17 protein-coding genes and 2 pseudogenes are annotated in these 17,537 nt (G+C 69.6%); 7 read left to right on the top strand and 12 right to left on the bottom strand.

Annotation, left to right across the window (positions count from 1 at the left end):
• The first annotated feature begins 225 nt into the window (after nt 1-225).
• Together AB0915_RS07695 and AB0915_RS07700 are read left to right on the top strand one after the other, a co-directional pair.
• Nucleotides 226-1,446, top strand: a complete 1,221-nt coding sequence (locus tag AB0915_RS07695; protein WP_366690205.1) for an Ig-like domain-containing protein — start codon at nt 226-228, stop codon at nt 1,444-1,446.
• A 163-nt stretch (nt 1,447-1,609) separates the two neighbouring features.
• Nucleotides 1,610-2,488 (top strand): methyltransferase domain-containing protein, encoded by an 879-nt coding sequence (locus AB0915_RS07700; RefSeq protein WP_366690206.1) that lies wholly within the window; start codon nt 1,610-1,612, stop codon nt 2,486-2,488.
• Nucleotides 2,489-2,571: 83 nt separating this feature from the next.
• Here AB0915_RS07700 and AB0915_RS07705 read toward each other — a convergent pair whose 3' ends face one another.
• Complete coding sequence (locus AB0915_RS07705) at nt 2,572-2,934, bottom strand: DUF6191 domain-containing protein (protein ID WP_366690252.1); 363 nt, start codon at nt 2,932-2,934, stop codon at nt 2,572-2,574.
• A gap of 433 nt (nt 2,935-3,367) precedes the next feature.
• Between AB0915_RS07705 and AB0915_RS07710 the strand changes: the two genes are divergently transcribed.
• Nucleotides 3,368-4,114, top strand: a complete 747-nt coding sequence (locus tag AB0915_RS07710; protein ID WP_366690207.1) for a DUF4232 domain-containing protein — start codon at nt 3,368-3,370, stop codon at nt 4,112-4,114.
• Between the two features lie 213 nt (nt 4,115-4,327).
• Here the strand turns inward: AB0915_RS07710 and AB0915_RS07715 are convergent, their stop codons facing one another.
• Nucleotides 4,328-5,164 carry a helix-turn-helix transcriptional regulator gene (locus AB0915_RS07715; protein ID WP_366690208.1) on the bottom strand — a complete coding sequence of 279 codons (837 nt, stop codon included), beginning with the start codon at nt 5,162-5,164 and terminating at the stop codon, nt 4,328-4,330.
• 112 nt (nt 5,165-5,276) lie between these two features.
• On the opposite strand from AB0915_RS07715, the gene AB0915_RS07720 reads away from it, so the two are divergent.
• A complete protein-coding gene (locus tag AB0915_RS07720) occupies nt 5,277-6,506 on the top strand; it encodes an MFS transporter (protein ID WP_366690209.1) in 1,230 nt (409 codons plus the stop codon).
• Here AB0915_RS07720 and AB0915_RS07725 read toward each other — a convergent pair.
• Both AB0915_RS07725 and AB0915_RS07730 read right to left on the bottom strand, forming a co-directional pair.
• Nucleotides 6,470-6,835: a recombinase family protein gene (locus tag AB0915_RS07725; protein WP_366690210.1), complete on the bottom strand. Its 366-nt coding sequence runs from the start codon at nt 6,833-6,835 to the stop codon at nt 6,470-6,472. The two genes, AB0915_RS07720 and AB0915_RS07725, sit on opposite strands and share 37 nt — an antisense overlap.
• A 207-nt stretch (nt 6,836-7,042) precedes the next feature.
• Nucleotides 7,043-7,636 (bottom strand): annotated as a pseudogene (locus AB0915_RS07730) (amidase family protein); the annotation flags it as partial.
• On the opposite strand from AB0915_RS07730, the pseudogene AB0915_RS07735 reads away from it, so the two are divergent.
• Nucleotides 7,633-8,208, top strand: a pseudogene (locus AB0915_RS07735) (TetR family transcriptional regulator C-terminal domain-containing protein); the annotation flags it as partial. The pseudogenes AB0915_RS07730 and AB0915_RS07735 overlap by 4 nt on opposite strands.
• Nucleotides 8,209-8,216: 8 nt before the next feature.
• Here the strand turns inward: AB0915_RS07735 and AB0915_RS07740 are convergent.
• From AB0915_RS07740 to AB0915_RS07760, 5 genes are all read right to left on the bottom strand, one after another.
• The gene (locus AB0915_RS07740) at nt 8,217-9,083 is read right to left on the bottom strand and encodes an amino acid ABC transporter permease (RefSeq protein WP_366690211.1); all 867 of its coding nucleotides are present in this window, start codon (nt 9,081-9,083) and stop codon (nt 8,217-8,219) included.
• Nucleotides 9,080-9,724 carry an amino acid ABC transporter permease gene (locus tag AB0915_RS07745; protein WP_366690212.1) on the bottom strand — a complete coding sequence of 215 codons (645 nt, stop codon included), beginning with the start codon at nt 9,722-9,724 and terminating at the stop codon, nt 9,080-9,082. The genes AB0915_RS07740 and AB0915_RS07745 overlap by 4 nt, the downstream gene beginning before the upstream one ends.
• Nucleotides 9,725-9,741: 17 nt before the next feature.
• Entirely contained in the window at nt 9,742-10,653 is a 912-nt protein-coding gene (locus AB0915_RS07750; RefSeq protein WP_366690213.1) for a glutamate ABC transporter substrate-binding protein, read from the bottom strand.
• Nucleotides 10,654-10,667: 14 nt separating this feature from the next.
• Nucleotides 10,668-11,411, bottom strand: coding sequence for an amino acid ABC transporter ATP-binding protein (locus AB0915_RS07755; protein ID WP_366690214.1), 744 nt, complete (start codon nt 11,409-11,411; stop codon nt 10,668-10,670).
• A gap of 287 nt (nt 11,412-11,698) precedes the next feature.
• Nucleotides 11,699-12,139, bottom strand: coding sequence for a DUF6278 family protein (locus tag AB0915_RS07760; RefSeq protein WP_366690215.1), 441 nt, complete (start codon nt 12,137-12,139; stop codon nt 11,699-11,701).
• Between the two features lie 566 nt (nt 12,140-12,705).
• On the opposite strand from AB0915_RS07760, the gene AB0915_RS07765 reads away from it, so the two are divergent.
• Both AB0915_RS07765 and AB0915_RS07770 read left to right on the top strand, forming a co-directional pair.
• The gene (locus AB0915_RS07765) at nt 12,706-13,938 is read left to right on the top strand and encodes a Cmx/CmrA family chloramphenicol efflux MFS transporter (protein WP_366690216.1); all 1,233 of its coding nucleotides are present in this window, start codon (nt 12,706-12,708) and stop codon (nt 13,936-13,938) included.
• 61 nt (nt 13,939-13,999) lie between these two features.
• Nucleotides 14,000-14,272 (top strand): mycoredoxin, encoded by a 273-nt coding sequence (locus tag AB0915_RS07770; RefSeq protein WP_366690217.1) that lies wholly within the window; start codon nt 14,000-14,002, stop codon nt 14,270-14,272.
• 85 nt (nt 14,273-14,357) lie between these two features.
• Here AB0915_RS07770 and AB0915_RS07775 read toward each other — a convergent pair whose 3' ends face one another.
• The 3 genes from AB0915_RS07775 to AB0915_RS07785 are packed head-to-tail and all read right to left on the bottom strand — an operon-like array spanning nt 14,358 to nt 17,118.
• Nucleotides 14,358-15,137: an exodeoxyribonuclease III gene (locus tag AB0915_RS07775; RefSeq protein ID WP_366690218.1), complete on the bottom strand. Its 780-nt coding sequence runs from the start codon at nt 15,135-15,137 to the stop codon at nt 14,358-14,360.
• A gap of 48 nt (nt 15,138-15,185) precedes the next feature.
• A complete protein-coding gene (locus AB0915_RS07780) occupies nt 15,186-15,842 on the bottom strand; it encodes an MBL fold metallo-hydrolase (RefSeq protein ID WP_366690219.1) in 657 nt (218 codons plus the stop codon).
• A 13-nt stretch (nt 15,843-15,855) separates the two neighbouring features.
• Nucleotides 15,856-17,118, bottom strand: coding sequence for an alpha/beta fold hydrolase (locus AB0915_RS07785; RefSeq protein ID WP_366690253.1), 1,263 nt, complete (start codon nt 17,116-17,118; stop codon nt 15,856-15,858).
• Nucleotides 17,119-17,537 lie beyond the last annotated feature (419 nt).

A 17,537-nucleotide genomic window follows, 5' to 3' on the forward strand; every position in this document is an offset into this window, starting at 1 on the left:
GTCCGTGGCCTCCCTGGTCCCGCCCCTCCATTCGGCTCGGCGGGGCTGCGCAGGATGCTCACAGCGGTCCATGACGGGTCCGAGCGGTGCATGTGACCGGACGGTGACAGTTGCGCTCCATTCCTTGTCACACAACGGAATCCATGGCTCGTCAGGGATTCGAGGAACCTAAAGTCTGGTGAATGCCTCTCAAATGGTGAGAAGCACAGCCCTGGAGGTTTTTCGTTGTCCGCTGCACGCCGGCACATACGCCGTACCGCACCGCTGGCCCGCCCGGCCCGACTCACCCTGATAGCCGGAACGGCGGTGCTCGGCGCCACCCTGACCGCCTGCTCCGGCGGCGCTGCCGCATCGGACGCCGGTTCCGGTCACGCCGCCGGGACCTCGCAGGCTCCGGACACCAGGATCTCGGTGAACCTCCAGGGCACCAGCGCCACCGCGGGCAAGCCGGTGAAGGTGACGCTGGCCGACGGAAAGCTGAAGACGGTGAAGGTGAGCGCCGCCGAGGGTGACGCGCTCACCGGCCGGATATCCGGCGACGGACGCAGCTGGACCTCGGACCGGGTCGCCGCACCCGGCACCGAGTACCGCGTCGAGGCGACGGACACCAGGGGTGGCACGGACCGCGCCGGCTTCTCGACAGCCGAGGCCGACAAGGTCAACAAGCTGACGCTCGCCCCCGGCAAGAACACCACGGTCGGTATCGCCCAGCCGCTGTCGATCGTCTTCGACAACCCGGTGAAGGACAAGGCGGCGGTCGAGAAGGCGCTCAAGGTGTCCACATCGAACAACACCGAAGGTTCCTGGGGATGGCTGCAGGACTACTCCGGCAAGGAGCGCGTCGACTGGCGGCCCAAGGATTACTGGAAGCCCGGTACCCGCGTCACGCTCGACGCCGATCTCAACGGCATCGACTCCGGAACGGCCGGCGGCTGGTTCGTGCGCGACTACCGGACGACCTTCACCATCGGCCGCAACCAGGTGGTCAAGGTCAACCTTGACCGTCACCGGCTGGCACTGCACCGGGACGGGAAGACGGTCATGGACGTGCCGATGTCGGCGGGCACACCGGGCGGCCAGAAGGCGTCCTGGCGCGGCACGGCCGTACTGATGGCGAAGGAGGGCACCATCAACATGCGCTCCGAGACGGTCGGTCTGGGCGATGCGTACGACAAGATGGTCGACTCGTCGATGCGGCTGACCTGGTCGGGGATGTACGCCCATGCCGCGCCGTGGAACGCCGCGTACTTCGGGGTCGCCAACCACAGTTCCGGCTGCGTGGGAATGAGCGATGCGAACGCCGCGGAGCTGTACAAGGAGGCCCAGGTCGGCGACCCGTTCGAGATCACCGGCGCGGACGCCAAGGGGACGGTCGCGGAGGGCAACGGCTACGGGGCGTGGAATGTGTCCTGGTCCGACTGGCAGGCGAAGAGCGCGCTCCACTGATCCCTTTCGAGCCGCTGTGGTGCGGGGGCGCACCGAGGTGCGCCGAGCTCCGCCCTACGCGCCCTTCCCCACAGGTTCACCGGCCCCGCACGCTGAAGGGCGCACGGCGAAAGGAGCCGGGCGCGGCGTATCGGCCCGGACCGGTCCGCGCAGGGAGGACGTCATGGAGCAGGCAGCGGATCAGGGGCCTTCCGTGCAGGAGGTCGGAGCGTGGTACGACCGCTTGGGGAGTCTGTACAGCCTGACGATGGGTGACAGCATGCACCTGGGCATGTGGGACGACGGGGTGCGCCCGGATCCCGGGCGGACGCTGTCGGCGGACGAGGCGTGGCAGGAGCTGACAGCGGCGCAGGACCGGTGGACCGACGAACTGATCGACGAGCTCGCCCTCGGGCCCGGGCAACGGGCGCTGGACGTGGGCTGCGGCACCGGACGGCCCACGGTGCGTCTGGCTCACGCCTCTGGCGGGCAGGTCCTCGGCATCACCGCCAGCAGCGCCCAGGTCGAGCAGGCCCGCGACCGCGCCGCCCGCGCCGGCGTCGCCGACCGCACCGAGTTCCTGCAGGCCGACGCGATGAACCTGCCGTTCGAGGACGCGTCGTTCGACGCCGTGTGGGCGATCGAGTCGTTCGCCCACTTCGCCAACCGCCCCCGTGCTCTGCACGAGGCCAAGCGCGTCCTGCGTCCCGGTGGCCGGCTCGTCCTCGCGGACTGCTTCGAGCACGTACCGTTCACCGACCAGGATGTGGCGCTGTTCCGCGCAGGCTTCGCGCTCGCCCGCCTGCCCGGCTCCCTCGACGACTACCCAGCCCTCGCCCGGCAGGCCGGCTTCACCATCGACCGCGTGCGTGACAGGACCGGCGACTTCACACCCACCTACCACCTGATCCCCCAGATCTTCGCGGCACGTCGCCAGCAGATCGAGGAACTCCTGGGCGCGGACATGGCCACGCAACTGGACTCGGCCTATCCGCTGATCCTCGGCCTGTGCCGGGACAAAATGGGCTACGTCATGGTCCGTGCCGGCAAACCTGCCCCGTGACCGCCACGCTCGCCGACCGCCTGTCCTGGCAGCGAGGTGCCGCAGCTGTCGTCGTGCGCCCGCCAGGGATGACGGGACAGCCCTTAGGGTGTGTCGTGCCTGCTCGTGGGGCTCCGCATCGGACGGATAACCGCCTTGCCCGAATCGAGGTCAACGGAGCTCGGCGGTGCACCGGATTCGGCGTCGTCTCGGAGGACGAGTTGGCGTTCCCGCTCCTGCTGGACGTGTCGCTGTGATGGATGGAAGAGCTCACTCCACGCCTCAGCGGTTGATGCTCCGCCGCCGCCACGCTTGCGCCGACGCCAGCCGACCCACATAAAGAGGACCAACCATAAGGCGATGACGACGCTGCCAGCCACAAGCAGCAAGGGCTCTCTCCTCTGGGCACCGTTGTTTCCTGCCAGCAGTCTGCTGACCACCGGGCAGCATGTTTTCGGCAGCAGCATAGAGCTGTCCGGGAATTCGGTAAGGAGAGGCGGCTCAGCCGCCGCTGTCTCATGAGACACCTCGCAGTCTGGAGAACGACGGTGACATCAAAAGTCGCGCGAAAAGCCGAAGGCAAGCTCCCCGCCGCGGAGGCTTGCCCAGAGTCCCGCCGCCAGTAGCTCGTTCGGAGTACGGCCCGGCCGGCGACACTCGTTGAACCGGCACGACCACAGCGCCTGCTCACGCCGCCGTTCCCCATGCCCATGGCTGCTCCGTCGGTGCGAAGTCGGGCCGGCGCGACCGTGTCTCGCGGCCGCAGCTCGGGACGCGGCGGATCATGGCACAGCGGGCATCCGGATCCACCGGCATGCACGCCGTCACGTCGCCGTGAACAAAGCCCCCCTCCCGCAGGCCCCATGTCTTTGTCGTGCTGTCACACTTGGGGGGATCCTCATGCGTACGCTCCACAACCGTCACCACGCCACCCTCATCGGCGCCACCGCCACTGCGGTACTCGCTCTGGCATCGACCGCCTGCGGTGGGGAGGGAATCGGCACGAAGGCCGCCGGCTCGGCGGACAGTTCCGTAGCCGCTGCGGCTGCGGAGGGGTCCTCGCGGTCCACCGGGTCGGTGAAGACCAGCGACGCCGTGCAGAACACCGGCACCACGAACGCCGTCACCGTGAACGCCGGCAGCGCGAAGGCGGCCGGCGGCAACGCCAACAGCGACAGTGACGCCTACCCGCACCCGTGCGAGATGCAGAAGCTGTCGGTACACGTGGCCCGCCGGGCCGGTGCGCCCACCCAGCGGGTGATCAAGGTGCGCAACGTCGGCGCGAACACCTGCGGCCTGAGCTACTACCCACGGGTCAGCCTGGGCAACTCGAAGTCCGCGGACCACAGCCACGATGTCAGGCCACTGATCCCCAGCGGCCTCGGTGGGGCACCCGCATACCCGGTCCGGGCCGGACACACCGCCTACGCGGTGATCGACCTCAATCCGAGCGGCGCGACCACCGGAACCGTGCCCGAGATCGACGAGATGAATGTGCTGGCCGACGGCAACCATATGCCCAACGCGGACACACTCAACTTCCCGCTCGGCACCGGCACGAAGGTACTCAAGCCCAAGCTAGGCCTGTACAGGAACACGATCGCGGACGCGGTCAGTTCCATGACCCGGGCCGACACACAGTCCTGAACGCGCCCCACAACAGCCAGCCCCGCCTGCGGCGTGCGTTCCCGCATGCTGCGGACGCTCGCTCGCGGGCGCGTGGCCGTCCGGGGCCTGGTTGGGACGGTTTCGACGCGCTTGCCGGGCGGGCTCTGTAGCGCGGACGTTGCGAAACCCCCGGCGGACCCGGGCAGGGGTGAGGCGGTTCGGAACGGCGCTTTCCGGCCGCGGATGCCGGTGTCAGGAAATGGACCGGAGGCGGCCCAAGGGGCGGCGCTGGAACCGGTTCAGGGCCTCGGCAGTGGCGTCGTCCTCGGGGAGGAAGATCACGAGCTGCTGTGAGTCGCCGGGCAGTTCGAGGATCTCGCGGAGCAGCCGGAGCTGATGCCCTCCGGGGTGGTTGAGCCGGAGGACGCCGCGGCGCGGCACCTTGTCCCGGTTCAACCGGCGGGTGAACTCGTCGCCGGCGACGGGGGTCAGCTCGGCGGTGAGCCACTCCAGGTTCTCCAAGGACGGCGCCTGCCACAGGTCGAAGGTCTGCTCGTCCGCGATGTCGTCCCAGTCGGCGAAGAAGGTCCGGGCCCGCGGGTCGGTGAAAAGGTAGTGGTTGAGGTTGGGACGGTCGGCATCGAGCAGCCCGGTCCCGCCGGTGACCGCCCGGTAGCCGGAGGTGTGGGCGAGCACGTCGCCCAGCCGGTTGGTCACGATCGCCACGCCCGGCTCGAGGAGTTCGAGGGTGCGCAGGACGGGCGCGCGCACCCGCCGGGAGGGTGGCACGGGCCTGATGTCGATCGTGCAGGCATCGCTGGTGATCTTGGCGAGGTATCGCAGGTGGTTGCGCTCCGATGTGTTCAGGCACAGCGCGTCGGCGAGCGCGTTGACCACCGCTGATGAGGGGTTGCGGTCGCGGCCCTGCTCGATCCGGGCGAGGTACTCGACGCTGACGTCGGCCCGGTTGGCGAGGTCCAGCCGGCGCAGCCCCGGCGACCGGCGGCGTTGCCGCTCCGGCAGCCCGAGGGGCCCCGGTTGGACGGCGTCCCGCTTGTCTCGGATGAAGTTGCCCAATGGTGTGCCCACGTTCTGAGGGTAGGGGCCCTGCTGCCGATCGCGAGGAGCCAAGGGTGGCCCTGCGGGGGCTAGCCTGAGGAGGATCTGGATACCGGCCGTCCCGCCGACCGATGGTCAGGGCATGGAGAACACGTCGACGCGACGCGCCGGTCAAGTGCTGTTGGTGTGGGGGCTGCTGGTGGTGGCCGCCAACCTTCGGGCGAGTCTGACCGGTGTCGGGCCACTCTTGAACCGCGTACAGTCCGACCTGGGCCTGGCTCCGGCCGCCGCGGGCCTGCTGAACACACTGCCTCTGCTGGCGTTCGCGGCCCTGTCGCCGCTGGTGCCAAGGCTGGCCGCGCGGTGGGGGGAGGAACGGCTCCTCGGCGGCGCGCTGGTGGTGCTGACCATCGGCATCGCGGTCCGATGGATCCCCACGGTGGCAGGCCTGTTCATCGGCACCGTGCTGATCGGCGCGGGCATCGCGGTGGGCAATGTACTGCTGCCGGGCCTCATCAAGCGCAACTTCCCGACCAAGATCGGCCTGCTGACCAGCGCCTACGCCATGGTGATGGGAGTGGTAGCAGCGGTGGCCTCCGGAGTGGCGGTGCCGATCGCCGAGGCCGCTCCCGGTGGCTGGCACACTGCGCTGGGCTTCTGGGTGGTCTTCGCCCTGGTGTCGGTGCTGGTGTGGCTGCCGCAGATGCGGACTCCCCGGCCGGCCGGGCCGGCGCGGAGCGGGCAGCCCTGGAGCTCCGGACTGGCCTGGGCGGTCACTGCCTTCATGGGACTGCAGTCGCTGGGCTTCTATGTAGTCGTGACCTGGCTGCCGCAGGTTCTCCAGGACAACGGGGTCAGCCAGGCGACGGCCGGCTGGCTGCTCTTCGGGTTCCAGGTCGTCGCCGTGCTGACCGGCCTGGCGGTGCCCCGGGCGATGCGCTGGGCGCGGGACCAACGGGGGTTGGCGACGGCCTGTTCCGTGGTCCTGCTGGTCGGCTATATCGGCCTCTTCGCTGAACCCCGGTGGGCACTGCTGTGGACTGTGGTCCTCGGCCTCGGCGGAGGCGCCTGCCTGGTGCTCGCCCTGGCGTTCATCAGCCTGCGGGCCCAGGACGCGGCCTCGGCCGGCGGGCTGTCCGCGATGGCGCAGTCCGTCGGCTATCTGCTGGCGGCCGTCGGGCCGGTGGTCTTCGGCCTCCTCCACTCGCTCAGCTCCGGCTGGAGAGCCCCGCTCCTGCTGATGGTCGTCGTCGCGGCCGCCCAGACGGTAGCGGCCCTGGTGGCCGGGCGCGGCACGGTGGCCCCAACGCGGAGGCCGGGGCCCGAACTCGCCGCTCAAGCGGCTGAACATAGCGCGTCAACCGGACGTTGATCGCTGCGCGGGGTGCGGGGCCGATGCTGCACACCGAGGACACGGGGGTGTGTCAACTTGGCGCCGAGAGTCACCGCGTGCGGCACCGGGCGGGAGAGTCGGTCGAGGCGGGTCACCCTCAAGGCGTTGCCCTCACGCAGCAACTGCATGACGAGGTCGAGCTCCGGCCGGGACGCCTTCGCGCCACCGGCAGCGTCGACATGGCTGTTGTCGCGTTCCCCTCCGTGGCGGAGTAGGGCCTCTGCCTGATGATCCGAGTGCTGGTCGGCCGTCGATGTGCGGCAGTAGCCGGCGAGCATGTGCCGGAATCCATCGGCCGGACCCTTCATCGATGTTGATTCCCAGGTGAGTTGCCGACACTGCCCGCCTGCGGGTTCGTGATCGTGCCCCCCAGTGTCGGCAGACGGGTCGTCTGCCGACACTCACGAGTCGATGCGGCCGGCCGAATAGGAGGTTTTGCGGTCAGGACTCCGCTGGTGCTTGCCTCACGTGGCCGCCCGGCCGGCCCATCTTGCTGCTCGGTGTGGTAGCGCCGCCTATCGTGCGGCAGTCAGGACTTCAGAGCGTGGGTCGATCGGTGTGAGCACGCCGAGGCGGTCCTCGACCTCCTGGGCAGTGGTCAGGCACAGGTCCTCCCGGAACGCGCGCCCGATGATCTGCACGCCGGACGGCAGCCCGTCGGCCACTCCGGTCGGTACGGCGACGCCGGGCACGCCCACGAAGCTGGTCACCGTGCACAGGCGCATGCCCGCGCCGACCCGTTCCTGTCCCTCGCGGTCGCGTGACTCCAGACCCGGCTCGACAGGCGGCTCGGTGAACACCGGTCCGAGCAGCAACGGGTACTCGTCGAGGAACTCCGCCCAGGAACGGCGGATGCCCAGCCAGGCTCCCATCAGCTTCATGAACTCCGCGGCGGTCACGGGCGGAGTCTTCTCCATCGCCATCTCGATGTAGCGGTCTCCGCCTTCGCCGAGCAGTGTGCGCACCACTGGCCACGTCGGGGCGAATTCGGTCGCGGTGATCCGGCGGTACGCCTGGAGTGCCTCGTCCAGCCGCGGAACATCCGCTACCTCCCGCACGTCGTATCCGGCGTCTCGCAGCGCGTCGGCCGCGGCGGCAACGGCCTCGCGACGTCGCCGCCCGCGCGCAGGTCTCCCTGGGTGCGGTTCAGCGCTGCTTCCGCGGCAAGGAGGAGATGCTCCTGTTCGCCGTCGACTACGTCGGCGAGCGCATCACCGAACGCGCGCGGGCCCGACTGGCCCGGAGCCCGGCCCAGTCGGCCGCCACCGCCCTGGGCGACACGGCCACCGAGATCGCCCTGCTCCGCGAAGAACACCGCGCCGAAGCACGGGTCTGGCTCGCGTTCGTCGCCCAGGCCGCCGTCAGCGAGCCGCTCGCCGGCCCGCTGAGAACCAGCTACGCGGCCCTCGAGGACCTCCTCGCCCGCCTCATCACGGAGGCCACCGAGAGCGTCCCGGCCGACGGCGGCGCTGCGCCGCCCGACCCGCAGCGCGAGGCTCGCACCCTGCTCGCCCTCACCGACGGCCTCACCAGCCAGGTACTCATAGGCCACCTGACCGCAGAGGAGGCCGAAGACGTCCTGCACGCGCATCTGGTCGGCCTCTGGGCGCGCCTCTACACCACGGGCCCGCTCAATGATCTGCCGGGGCCGACCATCTCACCGCCCCGCCGCACTGGTTAAAGATCAAGTCAGTGCACTCCCGGCAGCACCGTTCCTGGTTCGGCCGGTGCGACTTCCACGGCCTCCGTCTTCGGACTGCGCCGCTCCCGCTTGGCCACCCAGGTGGCGAACCAGGAGAGCAGCATGCACATCCCGATGTAGATCGGCGAGATCACCATCACGACGGGGATGAAGGGAAGATCGTAGTCGAGGTTGGACGCGATGAGTTTGCCCGCGTGGAGGAACTCCTCGTACGTGATCAGATAGCCGAGCGAGGTGTCCTTCAGGGCCACCACCAACTGGCTGATGATGGTGGGCAGCATGGCACGAACCGCCTGCGGGGCCAGCACGAAGGTCATGACCTGCGTCTTGCGCATCCCCAGTGCGTACGCGGCCTCGCGCTGGCCGCGCTCCACCGAGTTGATGCCGGTACGGAACACCTCGGCGAGCACCGAGCCGTTGTAGAGGGTCAGTCCGGCGACCAGCGCGGGCAGCGGCTGAACCTTCAGTGCCACGAAGATGAAGAAGATCATCACCAGGACGGGCATGGCCCGGAAGAACTCCACGACGAGCGTCGCCAGCCAGCGCACCGCCCGGTGTTCGGAGAGCCGTCCGACGGCCAGGACCGCCCCGAGGGCCAGTGAGAGCACCGCCGCGCAGGCGAACGCCTTGAGTGTGTTGCCGAGTCCGCGCAGCAGGAGTTCCTGGATGCCCTTGTACTCGAAGGGCGTCCACTTGGCGCTGGTGAACTGTTGTGTCTCGAAGAGCTGATAGACGATCCAGCCGGCCAGGGCAATGATCACGGCCGTCGAGACGATTCCGTACACGAAGTGGCGTTTACGGGTCCGTGGGCCCGGGATGTCGTAGAGCGCGGTGGCGGCCTGCGTCTGGGTCATCGGGCCACTCCGTAGCGCTTCTCCAGCGCGTTGAAGAGCGCGCTGATGGACAACGTGATGACGAGGTAGCCGACGGCGATCCAGACGAAGGTCCAGATGATGCTGTAGCCAAGCTCGTTGAGGGTCTTGTAGGTGCCGAGCAGTTCGGTGACGCTGAACGCCCCCGCGATCGCCGAGTTCTTGGCGAGGGCGATGAGCGTCGAACCGACCGGGGGGATCACCGAGCGGAACGCCTGCGGCAGCACCACGTTGCCCAGCGTCTGTCCGAAGGTCATTCCGAGACTACGGGCCGCCTCGCCCTGCCCCTGCGGCACGGTGTTGATGCCGGAGCGGATCACCTCGCAGATGAACGCGGAGGTGTAGCAGCCCAGTGCGAGGATCGCGAAGATCTTGAACGGCAGGACCAGACCGAAGCGCGGCAGACCGAGCAGGACGGCGAAGAAGAGCAGGGTCAGAGGGGTGTTGCGCAGCACCGTCACCCAGACGGTGCCGAACACTCGCAGCGAGCCGACGGGCGCCACTCGGAACGAGGCCATGACGAGGCCGAGGAGCAACGCCAGGATCGAGGCGTAGACGGTGAGTTCGAGGGTGCCGAGGAAGCCTTTGGCGTAGAGTGAGAAGTTTTGTGTGAGTACGTCCATGGTCGTGGCCCGTCCCCTCAGGTCGCCGGGTAGCGGTCGATGGGCGGCGGAGTCGGCGCCGGCACTCCGGACAGGCCGAGCGTGGCCTCGAACGCCTTCTTCCAGTTGCCGTTCTTCTGGTTGGCCTCAAGGGCGTCGTTGAGCGCGAACCGGAGCGCGTTGTCACTGCGCGGGACGCCGATGCCGTACGGCTCCTCGGAGAACGGCTTGCCGACCACCTTCAGTTCCTTGGGCGCCTTGGCCGCGAAGCCCAGCAGGATGGCGTCGTCGGTGGTGACGGCGTCGACCTGGTACGTCAGCAGGTTGTCGACGCAGATCGAGTACGTGTCGTACGCGACCAGGATCGCCTTCGGGTAGTCGGCCGCGATGCGCTGGTACGGGGTCGAGCCCGCGGCCGAACAGACGGTCCTGCCGGCCAGGTCCTGCGGGCCGTTGATGTTGTGCTCGTCCGTGCGGACGAGCAGGGACTGGCCCGCCATGAAATACGGCCCGGCGAACCCGACGAGCTTCTTGCGCATGGCGTTGATGGTGTAGGTGCCGACGTAGTAGTCGATCTGCCCGTTCTGCAGCGCGGTCTCGCGGTTGGCGGAGGCGATCGTCCTGAAGCGGATCGTCTTCGGGTCGAAGCCGAGCGAGGCCGACATCATCCGGGCGATCTCGATGTCGAAACCGGAGTAGATGCCCGTGGCCGGGTCCTTCTCGCCCAGATAGGGCTGGTCCTCCTTGGCCCCGACCTGGAGATAACCGCGCTTCCTGGCCTTGGTCCAGGTCTTCGACTGGGGCAGCCGGAAAGCGGTGTCGACCTTGTAGACCGGCAACTGGCCGGGCTTGGGCCCCTTCACCGGGGGGCTGCCCTCCTTCCCGCAGCCGACGGCGAGGACGGCCAGCAGAAGGCCCGCGCAGGCGGCCAGAATTCTTCTCGTACGCAACAGGGAGCCTCCCGTCAGTGCTTGAGGATCTTGGACAGGAAGTCCTTGGCCCGGTCGGTCTCCGGGGCGGTGAAGAAGGCCTCCGGGGTGCGGTCCTCGATGATGCGGCCGTCGGCCATGAAGACCACGCGGTTGGCCGCGGACCGGGCGAACCCCATCTCGTGGGTGACGACGACCATGGTCATGCCGTCCCGGGCCAGCTGCTGCATGACCTCCAGCACCTCGTTGATCATCTCCGGGTCGAGCGCCGAGGTGGGCTCATCGAAGAGGAGGGCCTTGGGGTCCATGGCGAGGGCGCGGGCGATGGCCACCCGCTGCTGCTGACCGCCGGAGAGCTGGGCGGGGTACTTGTCAGCCTGGGAGGCGAGTCCGACCCGCTCCAGCAGCTCCCGGGACCGCAGGTCGCACTGGTCCTTCTTGCGCTTGCGGACCTTGAGCTGGGCGAGCGAGACATTGGCCAGCACGGTCTTGTGTGCGAAGAGATTGAAGGACTGGAAGACCATCCCGACTTCAGCCCGCAGCTCCGCGAGTCCCTTGCCCTCCTCCGGGAGGGGCCTGCCGTCGATGGCGATGTAGCCCGACTCGATCGTCTCGAGCCTGTTGATGGTCCGGCAGAGCGTCGATTTGCCCGAGCCGGAGGGGCCGATGACCACCACCACCTCCCCGCGGCCGACGGAGAGATTGATGTCCTGCAGTACGTGCAACTTTCCGTAGTACTTATTGACGTTCCGCAGCTCGATCAACGGATCGACGGCCATACGCTGCCCTACCCACTTATCGCTGTGTCGAGGTCAGCGCAAACTATCCATCCCGGCAAGGGGCTTCGTACCCGACACGCACAAATGGGGTATAAGGCGTTTTATTACGTTTCGGAGTTGGCCCTTACGGTCTCCCCCGCGGTAGGGAGTGGATGAGCGAGCGGCGTCGTGCGGCTTCGATGGCAAGGCGGAGGACGGAGTCGACGCGGAGCGTCGGTGACCGACGACAACGCGGCCAGCGGAGTCGCAGGGCGTCGGGAGCCCGCTCCCCATCGCGGGGGAGACCGTTAGCCTTCGGCTGACTCCGCGTACACCTGCGAGAGCTCAGGGCTGCCGGACATCGCCCAGTCGAGCCCGGCTTCGACGACATCGATCTCGCGCCCGGAGCCGAGCCGCACCACCGGCTGCCCGCTGGGCCAGATGTGCCAGACGGCGCCGGGGACGTTCCGCACCAGGACGGTGCCGAGGTACAGCCCGGCGTCGTTACCCAGCCAGGGCAGCTCCTCCGGGTCGTCCCGCCAGCGGGGTGGCAGTTGGTCGAGCGCCGTCAACGAGGCCGGAGTGTCGTCGAGTTCGAGCCCTCGCTGCCCTGCTCGGACACGCAGCAGCTCGCACTCGGCGAGCAGCTCGGCCACGCCGTCCGGGTCGGCCTCGACGGCAGCCGCGAGGCCCGCTCCGTGCCTACCGTCGTGACGCTTACGCCAGTTGTCCAAGAAGGGGATGTTCATACCACTCAGGGTCGCATCCCGGCCCGGTTACGCACCACAGGCGCGCGGCCTGTCGTTCGAGTGCTGAACCAGGTGCGCGCGCCCACCGGTGCGCCGTCGCGCGCGCCGTCGCCACGGCCGGGCAGGCCGTCACACCCGCCCGTCGTGATCGCGCAGCCCAGGGGTTGTCCCGTAACCAGGTACGTGTGCGGGCCATTCTCCGTGAACGGGTGGAGGCGGAGTGATCCGGACTGGTACGTTCGCCATCATGTCCAGCCCCGAGGCGAACAGACTCTAGCCACCGGTCCCGCCGGTGGCTGACCCGCTGTCGAGTCGATCCCGCACGGCCGATCAGGCCGGAGGATCGCTTCTGTCCGGCTGCCGCCGCAGGACCACCGCAGTGTGGGCTGCGCTTCCCCCTATGCGCTCGTGCGCAGATTCCCGACCACGACGGCTGCCTGCCGCGTTGTCGCGTCACGTCCGTGAACAGACCTGACGTTCTTCCGCGTTGCCGCTCGACCTGTCGGGCGGGCGCGGCCCACACCCCCTGCCTGGTCCGTCCATCAGTCTGCCCATGGGGTTTCTTCATGCCATTTGCTGTCTACGCGCTCGGGCTCGCCGTCTTCGCCCAGGGCACTTCCGAGTTCATGCTGTCCGGTCTGGTCTCGGACATCGCCGACGACCTGCACGTATCCATCCCTGCCGCCGGCCTGCTGACGTCGGCGTTCGCGGTCGGGATGGTGGTCGGCGCGCCCGCGATGGCGCTCCTCAGCCGGAACTGGCCCCGGCGTCGCGCGCTGCTGTTCTTCCTCTCCGTCTTCACCGCCGTCCATGTCATGGGCGCGGTCACACCCGGATACGGCGTGCTGCTGGCGACACGAGTCGTCGGAGCGCTGGCGAACGCGGGTTTCTGGGCCGTGGCGCTGGTGACCGCGGTCTCGGTGGCCGGACCCGGCGCCCGGGCTCGCGCCACGTCGGTCGTGGTCGGCGGTGTCACCGTCGCCTGTGTCGTGGGGGTGCCCGCCGGCGCGGTGCTGGGCGGGCACTGGGGGTGGCGCGCCGCGTTCTGGGCCGTCGCCCTCGTCTCCGTACCGGCCCTTGCGGTGATCGCCAGGACGATCCCCGGCGAGCGGGCCGAGTCCCACGCGGTGGGCGGGCGTGCCGAACTGCGGTCCCTGACCGAGCCGCGGCTCGCTCTCACCCTGCTGACGAGCGCGCTCGTGCAGGGCGCGACCTTCTGCGCGTTCTCCTATCTGGAGCCGCTGGTCACCCGGGTCACGGGGGTCGGCGCCGGGTGGGTGCCCGCCGTGCTCGCACTGTTCGGGGTCGGCTCGTTCCTGGGTGTCACCGTCGCGGGCCGGATCGTCGATGCGCGACCGGTCGCCGTCACCACCGCCGGGCTGGTGGCGCTCACCGCCGGCTGGGCCGGGCTCGCACTGACCGCGGGGAGCCCGGTCGCGGTCGTCGCGCTCGTCCTCGTCCAGGGCATGCTCGCGTTCGGCACCGGAACAGCGCTGATCTCGCGGGTGCTCCAGTCGGCGTCCGGTGCGCCGACGCTGGCAGGCTCGTTCTCCACGGCCGCCTTCAACGTGGGCGGTGCGCTGGGGCCTTGGCTCGGCGGCATCACGATCGGTGCGGGGTTCGGCTTCCGGTCGCCGCTGTGGGTGAGTGCGCTGCTGATGGTCCTGGCGCTCGGCGCGACCGCCGCGTGGTCCGCATACGACGCCCCGTCCGGCGCTGAACGGGCGGTGCGGTCCAAGCCTTCGCGAGCAGCCGGCAAGCGGGACAATGACAGGGATCACCGTATCGGCAACCACTGACAATCGGCCCGGGCCGATCTGAGATGCTCGCCCTCGTACGTGGGCGAACAGGGGGAAGCGCATGACCGAGGACCGCGACGGCATGGTTGTCTACTGGCGGCCCGGCTGCCCGTACTGCATGAAGCTCCGCCTGCGGCTCCGGTTCACCCGCCTCAGGTACACCGAGGTGAACATCTGGCGGGATCCCGAGGCCGCGGCGTTCGTCCGCTCGGTCGCCGACGGGAACGAGACCGTTCCGACGGTGTCCGTGGCGGGGCACGCGATGGTCAACCCGTCCAAGCGGCAGGTGCTCGACGCGGTCCGGGCCCATGCGCCGCAACTGGAGGCGTCGTAGGGTACGGGTCTGAATGGTCCCCCAGGACGTCGCTGATCAAGGCGCTGTTGTGCGCCGGGATCAGCGGGACGTCACCGGGCGGCGGTCACAGGTCCAGATCGACGACCACCGGCGCATGGTCGGACGCGCCCTTGCCCTTGCGCTCCTCGCGGTCCACGTAGCTGTCCTTGACCGCCGCCGTGAAGGGGGCGTTGCCGTAGACCAGGTCGATCCGCATGCCCTTGTTCTTCGGGAAGCGCAGCTCGCGGTAGTCCCAGAAGGTGTACGGGCGGTCGTACTTGAGCGGGCGCGGCATCACGTCCGAGAGGCCCTCCGCGCGGAGGGTGGCGAGGGCGGCGCGCTCGGCGGGGGTGACATGCGTGGCGCCCTCGAACAGGGCGGGGTCCCAGACGTCCTCGTCGGTCGGCGCCACGTTGAAGTCGCCGAGGACCGCGAACGGCTGGGAGCCCGCAGCGTCGGGGGCGACCGCTTTCTGCAGGGCCTCGAACCAGCGCAGCTTGTAGGCGTAGTGCTCGTGGGCGACCTCGCGGCCGTTCGGCACGTACACCGACCAGAGACGGACCGGGCCGCAGGTCGCCGAGATCGCCCGGGGTTCCTGCACGCCCTCGTAATCCGGGCCGCCGGGCAGCCCCGTGACGACGTCGGCCAGGCCGGCCCGGGAGACCAGCGCGACCCCGTTCCACCGGCCCGTGGCGTTGACCGCGGACTCGTAGCCGAGCTCGCGCAGCTCGTCCGCCGGGAACTGCTCGGCCGCGCATTTGGTCTCCTGGATGCAGAGCACGTCCGTGCCGGTGCTCTCCAGCCAGGCAAGCAGCCGCGGGAGGCGGGCAGTGATCGAATTGACGTTCCACGTGGCGATGCGCATGTACGTAAACCTAGCGGCTCCCACTGACAGTCGCCGGACCGGCGCCGGTCACAGGCCGGTCGAGTCACCCGGGGTCAGCCGGCCGTGGTCGGTGCCACCGAGGCTGCCGATCTGCCGGTCGTAGATCGGGCGGGCGAGATCGGTGAGCAGCGCGTCGTGGATGTCGATGGCGCGCCTCGGCTTGACCTCGCGTACGTAGTCGATGACCTCGGAGATCTTGTTCCAAGGGGCCATCACCGGGAGCATCAGGGTGTCGACGGGGTGGTCGGGCACGGTGAGCGCGTCGCCGGGGTGGAAGAGCGAGCCGTCCACCAGGAAGCCGATGTTGGTGATCCGCGGGATGTCGGGGTGGATCACCGCGTGCAGTTCGCCGTGTACCTGTACGTCGAAGCCGGCCGCGGAGAACGTGTCCCCGTGCCCGACGGTGTGGACGCGCCCGGGGAACGCCGCGGAGAGCTGGTCGGCGACGCTGCGCAGGGTCCAGATCTGCGCGGCCGGGTTGGCCTCCATACCGGCCCGCAGCCGGTTCTCGTCGAAGTGGTCGGCGTGCTCGTGCGTCACCAGCAGTGCGTCGGCGCCGAGTGCCGCGTCCTCCTCGGAGAAGCCGCCCGGGTCGATGACGAGCGTCCGCCCGTCCTTCTCCAGGCGGATGCAGGAGTGCGTCTTCTTCGTCAGGGTCAGGTGCCCGGGATTCGCAGCGTTCATGGTCCCCATCCTGCTACGGGCGGGGCCGCGTTTCTTCCTGAATCACGGTCTGGGCGATCGTGAACGCGGCGCCCGCGGCCGGTATGCCGCAGTAGACGGCGGTCTGCAGCAGCACCTCCTTGATCTCCGCAGGGGTCAGCCCGTTGCGCAGGGCGGCCCTGATATGCGCGGCCAGGCTTTCCAGATGGCCTGAGGTGACCAGCGCGGTGAGCGTGATGCAGCTGCGGGTGCGGCGGTCCAGGACCTCGCGGGTCCAGGTCTCCCCCCAGGCGTAGCGCGTGACGAGCTCCTGGAACTCGCCGGTGAACTCGTCGGAGGCGGCCATGACCCGGTCGACATGGGCGTCGCCGAGCACCTCGCGGCGTACCCTCATGCCCCGTTCGTACGGGTCGGCGCGGCCGCTGGTCACGGCCTCCGGCTGATCCATGGCGGGGGCGATCTCCGCGATGGGCAGTACGGGGGTGGAGAGCGCGGGACCGGTGCTCGGGACGGGGATGCCGAGAAGGGTGTCCTGCCAGCTCGTCGAGAAGTGGGTGACGAGCAGGTCGGTGACGGCGGCGGGCTGCTCGACCGGGGCGAGGTGCGAGGCTCCGGGCACGAGGGCGAGCCGGGCGTCCGGTATGCCCGCGACCAGGGTCCGGGCCTCGGCGGGCCCGGTGACCCGGTCCTCGGCACCGACCAGCACGAGAGTCGGGACGCCGATGCGGCTGAGCTCGGTACGGATGTCGAAGGCGGCGAGCGCTTCGCAGGCGGCGATGTAACAGCCGGGGTCGGTGGTGCGGACCATCTGGACGGCCCACTCGACGATCGCGGCCTGGGCGGCGGCGAAGCCCGGGGTGAACCAGTGTTCGGGCGCGCTGCGGGCGATCGGATCCAGGCCGTTGGTGCGGACGACCACCCCGCGCTGCCGGAACTCGTCGGCACTGCCGAACCGGGGCGAGGCGGCGATCAGGGCCAGTGAGGCGACCCGGTGCGGATGGCGCAGCGCGAGGTCGGCGCCGATCGCGCCGCCGATGGAGCAGCCCGCGTACCCGAAGCGCTGGACACCGAGACCGTCGAGGGTGGCCAGCAGCCGGTCGGAGAGCTCACCGACGGCGGTGGCCGGGTGGGCGGGGGCGCCGCCGTGGCCCGGCAGGTCGAAGCGGAAGATCCGCCAGTGCTGGGAGAGCTCCGGTATCTGCCGGTCCCACATGTGCCAGGTGGTGCCGAGGGAGGGGCCGATGACGAGGACGGGAGCGTCCTGCGGCCCGTCGAACCGGTACTGCAGGGTGTGCACCGACTGCGCGTGGGAGGCCTGCGTCGGCGGAACGGGCTGCCCCGGCGGAACGGGCTGCATGGGCGGCACCTGCTGGGCCGGCGGCACCGGCTGCGCGTGGGGGGCCTGCGGCGGCACCGGCTGCAGGTGTGCGGCCTGGAACGGGGTGTACTCGGACTGTGCGTGCGACGGCGGCGCCGGTGTGGTCTGCGGTCCGTGGAACGGATCCACCGGCTGGAGGTGCAGCCCGGGCTGCGTGCCCTGCGCGGAGACGTACGAATCCACGGGCTGCAGGCCCGGGTACGGCTCCACCGTCTGCGGCCCCTGGAACGGCTGCGCCGGTGGTGCGGACTGCGGCCCCGGGAAGGACTGCGCGGACTGCGGGGTCTTCGTGTCACTCACATCGCTCACTTGCTCCAGGTTAGTGAGCGCCCTGTAGG

The organism is Streptomyces sp. NPDC048411, assembly GCF_040704695.1.
In the GTDB taxonomy this organism is placed as follows: domain Bacteria; phylum Actinomycetota; class Actinomycetes; order Streptomycetales; family Streptomycetaceae; genus Streptomyces.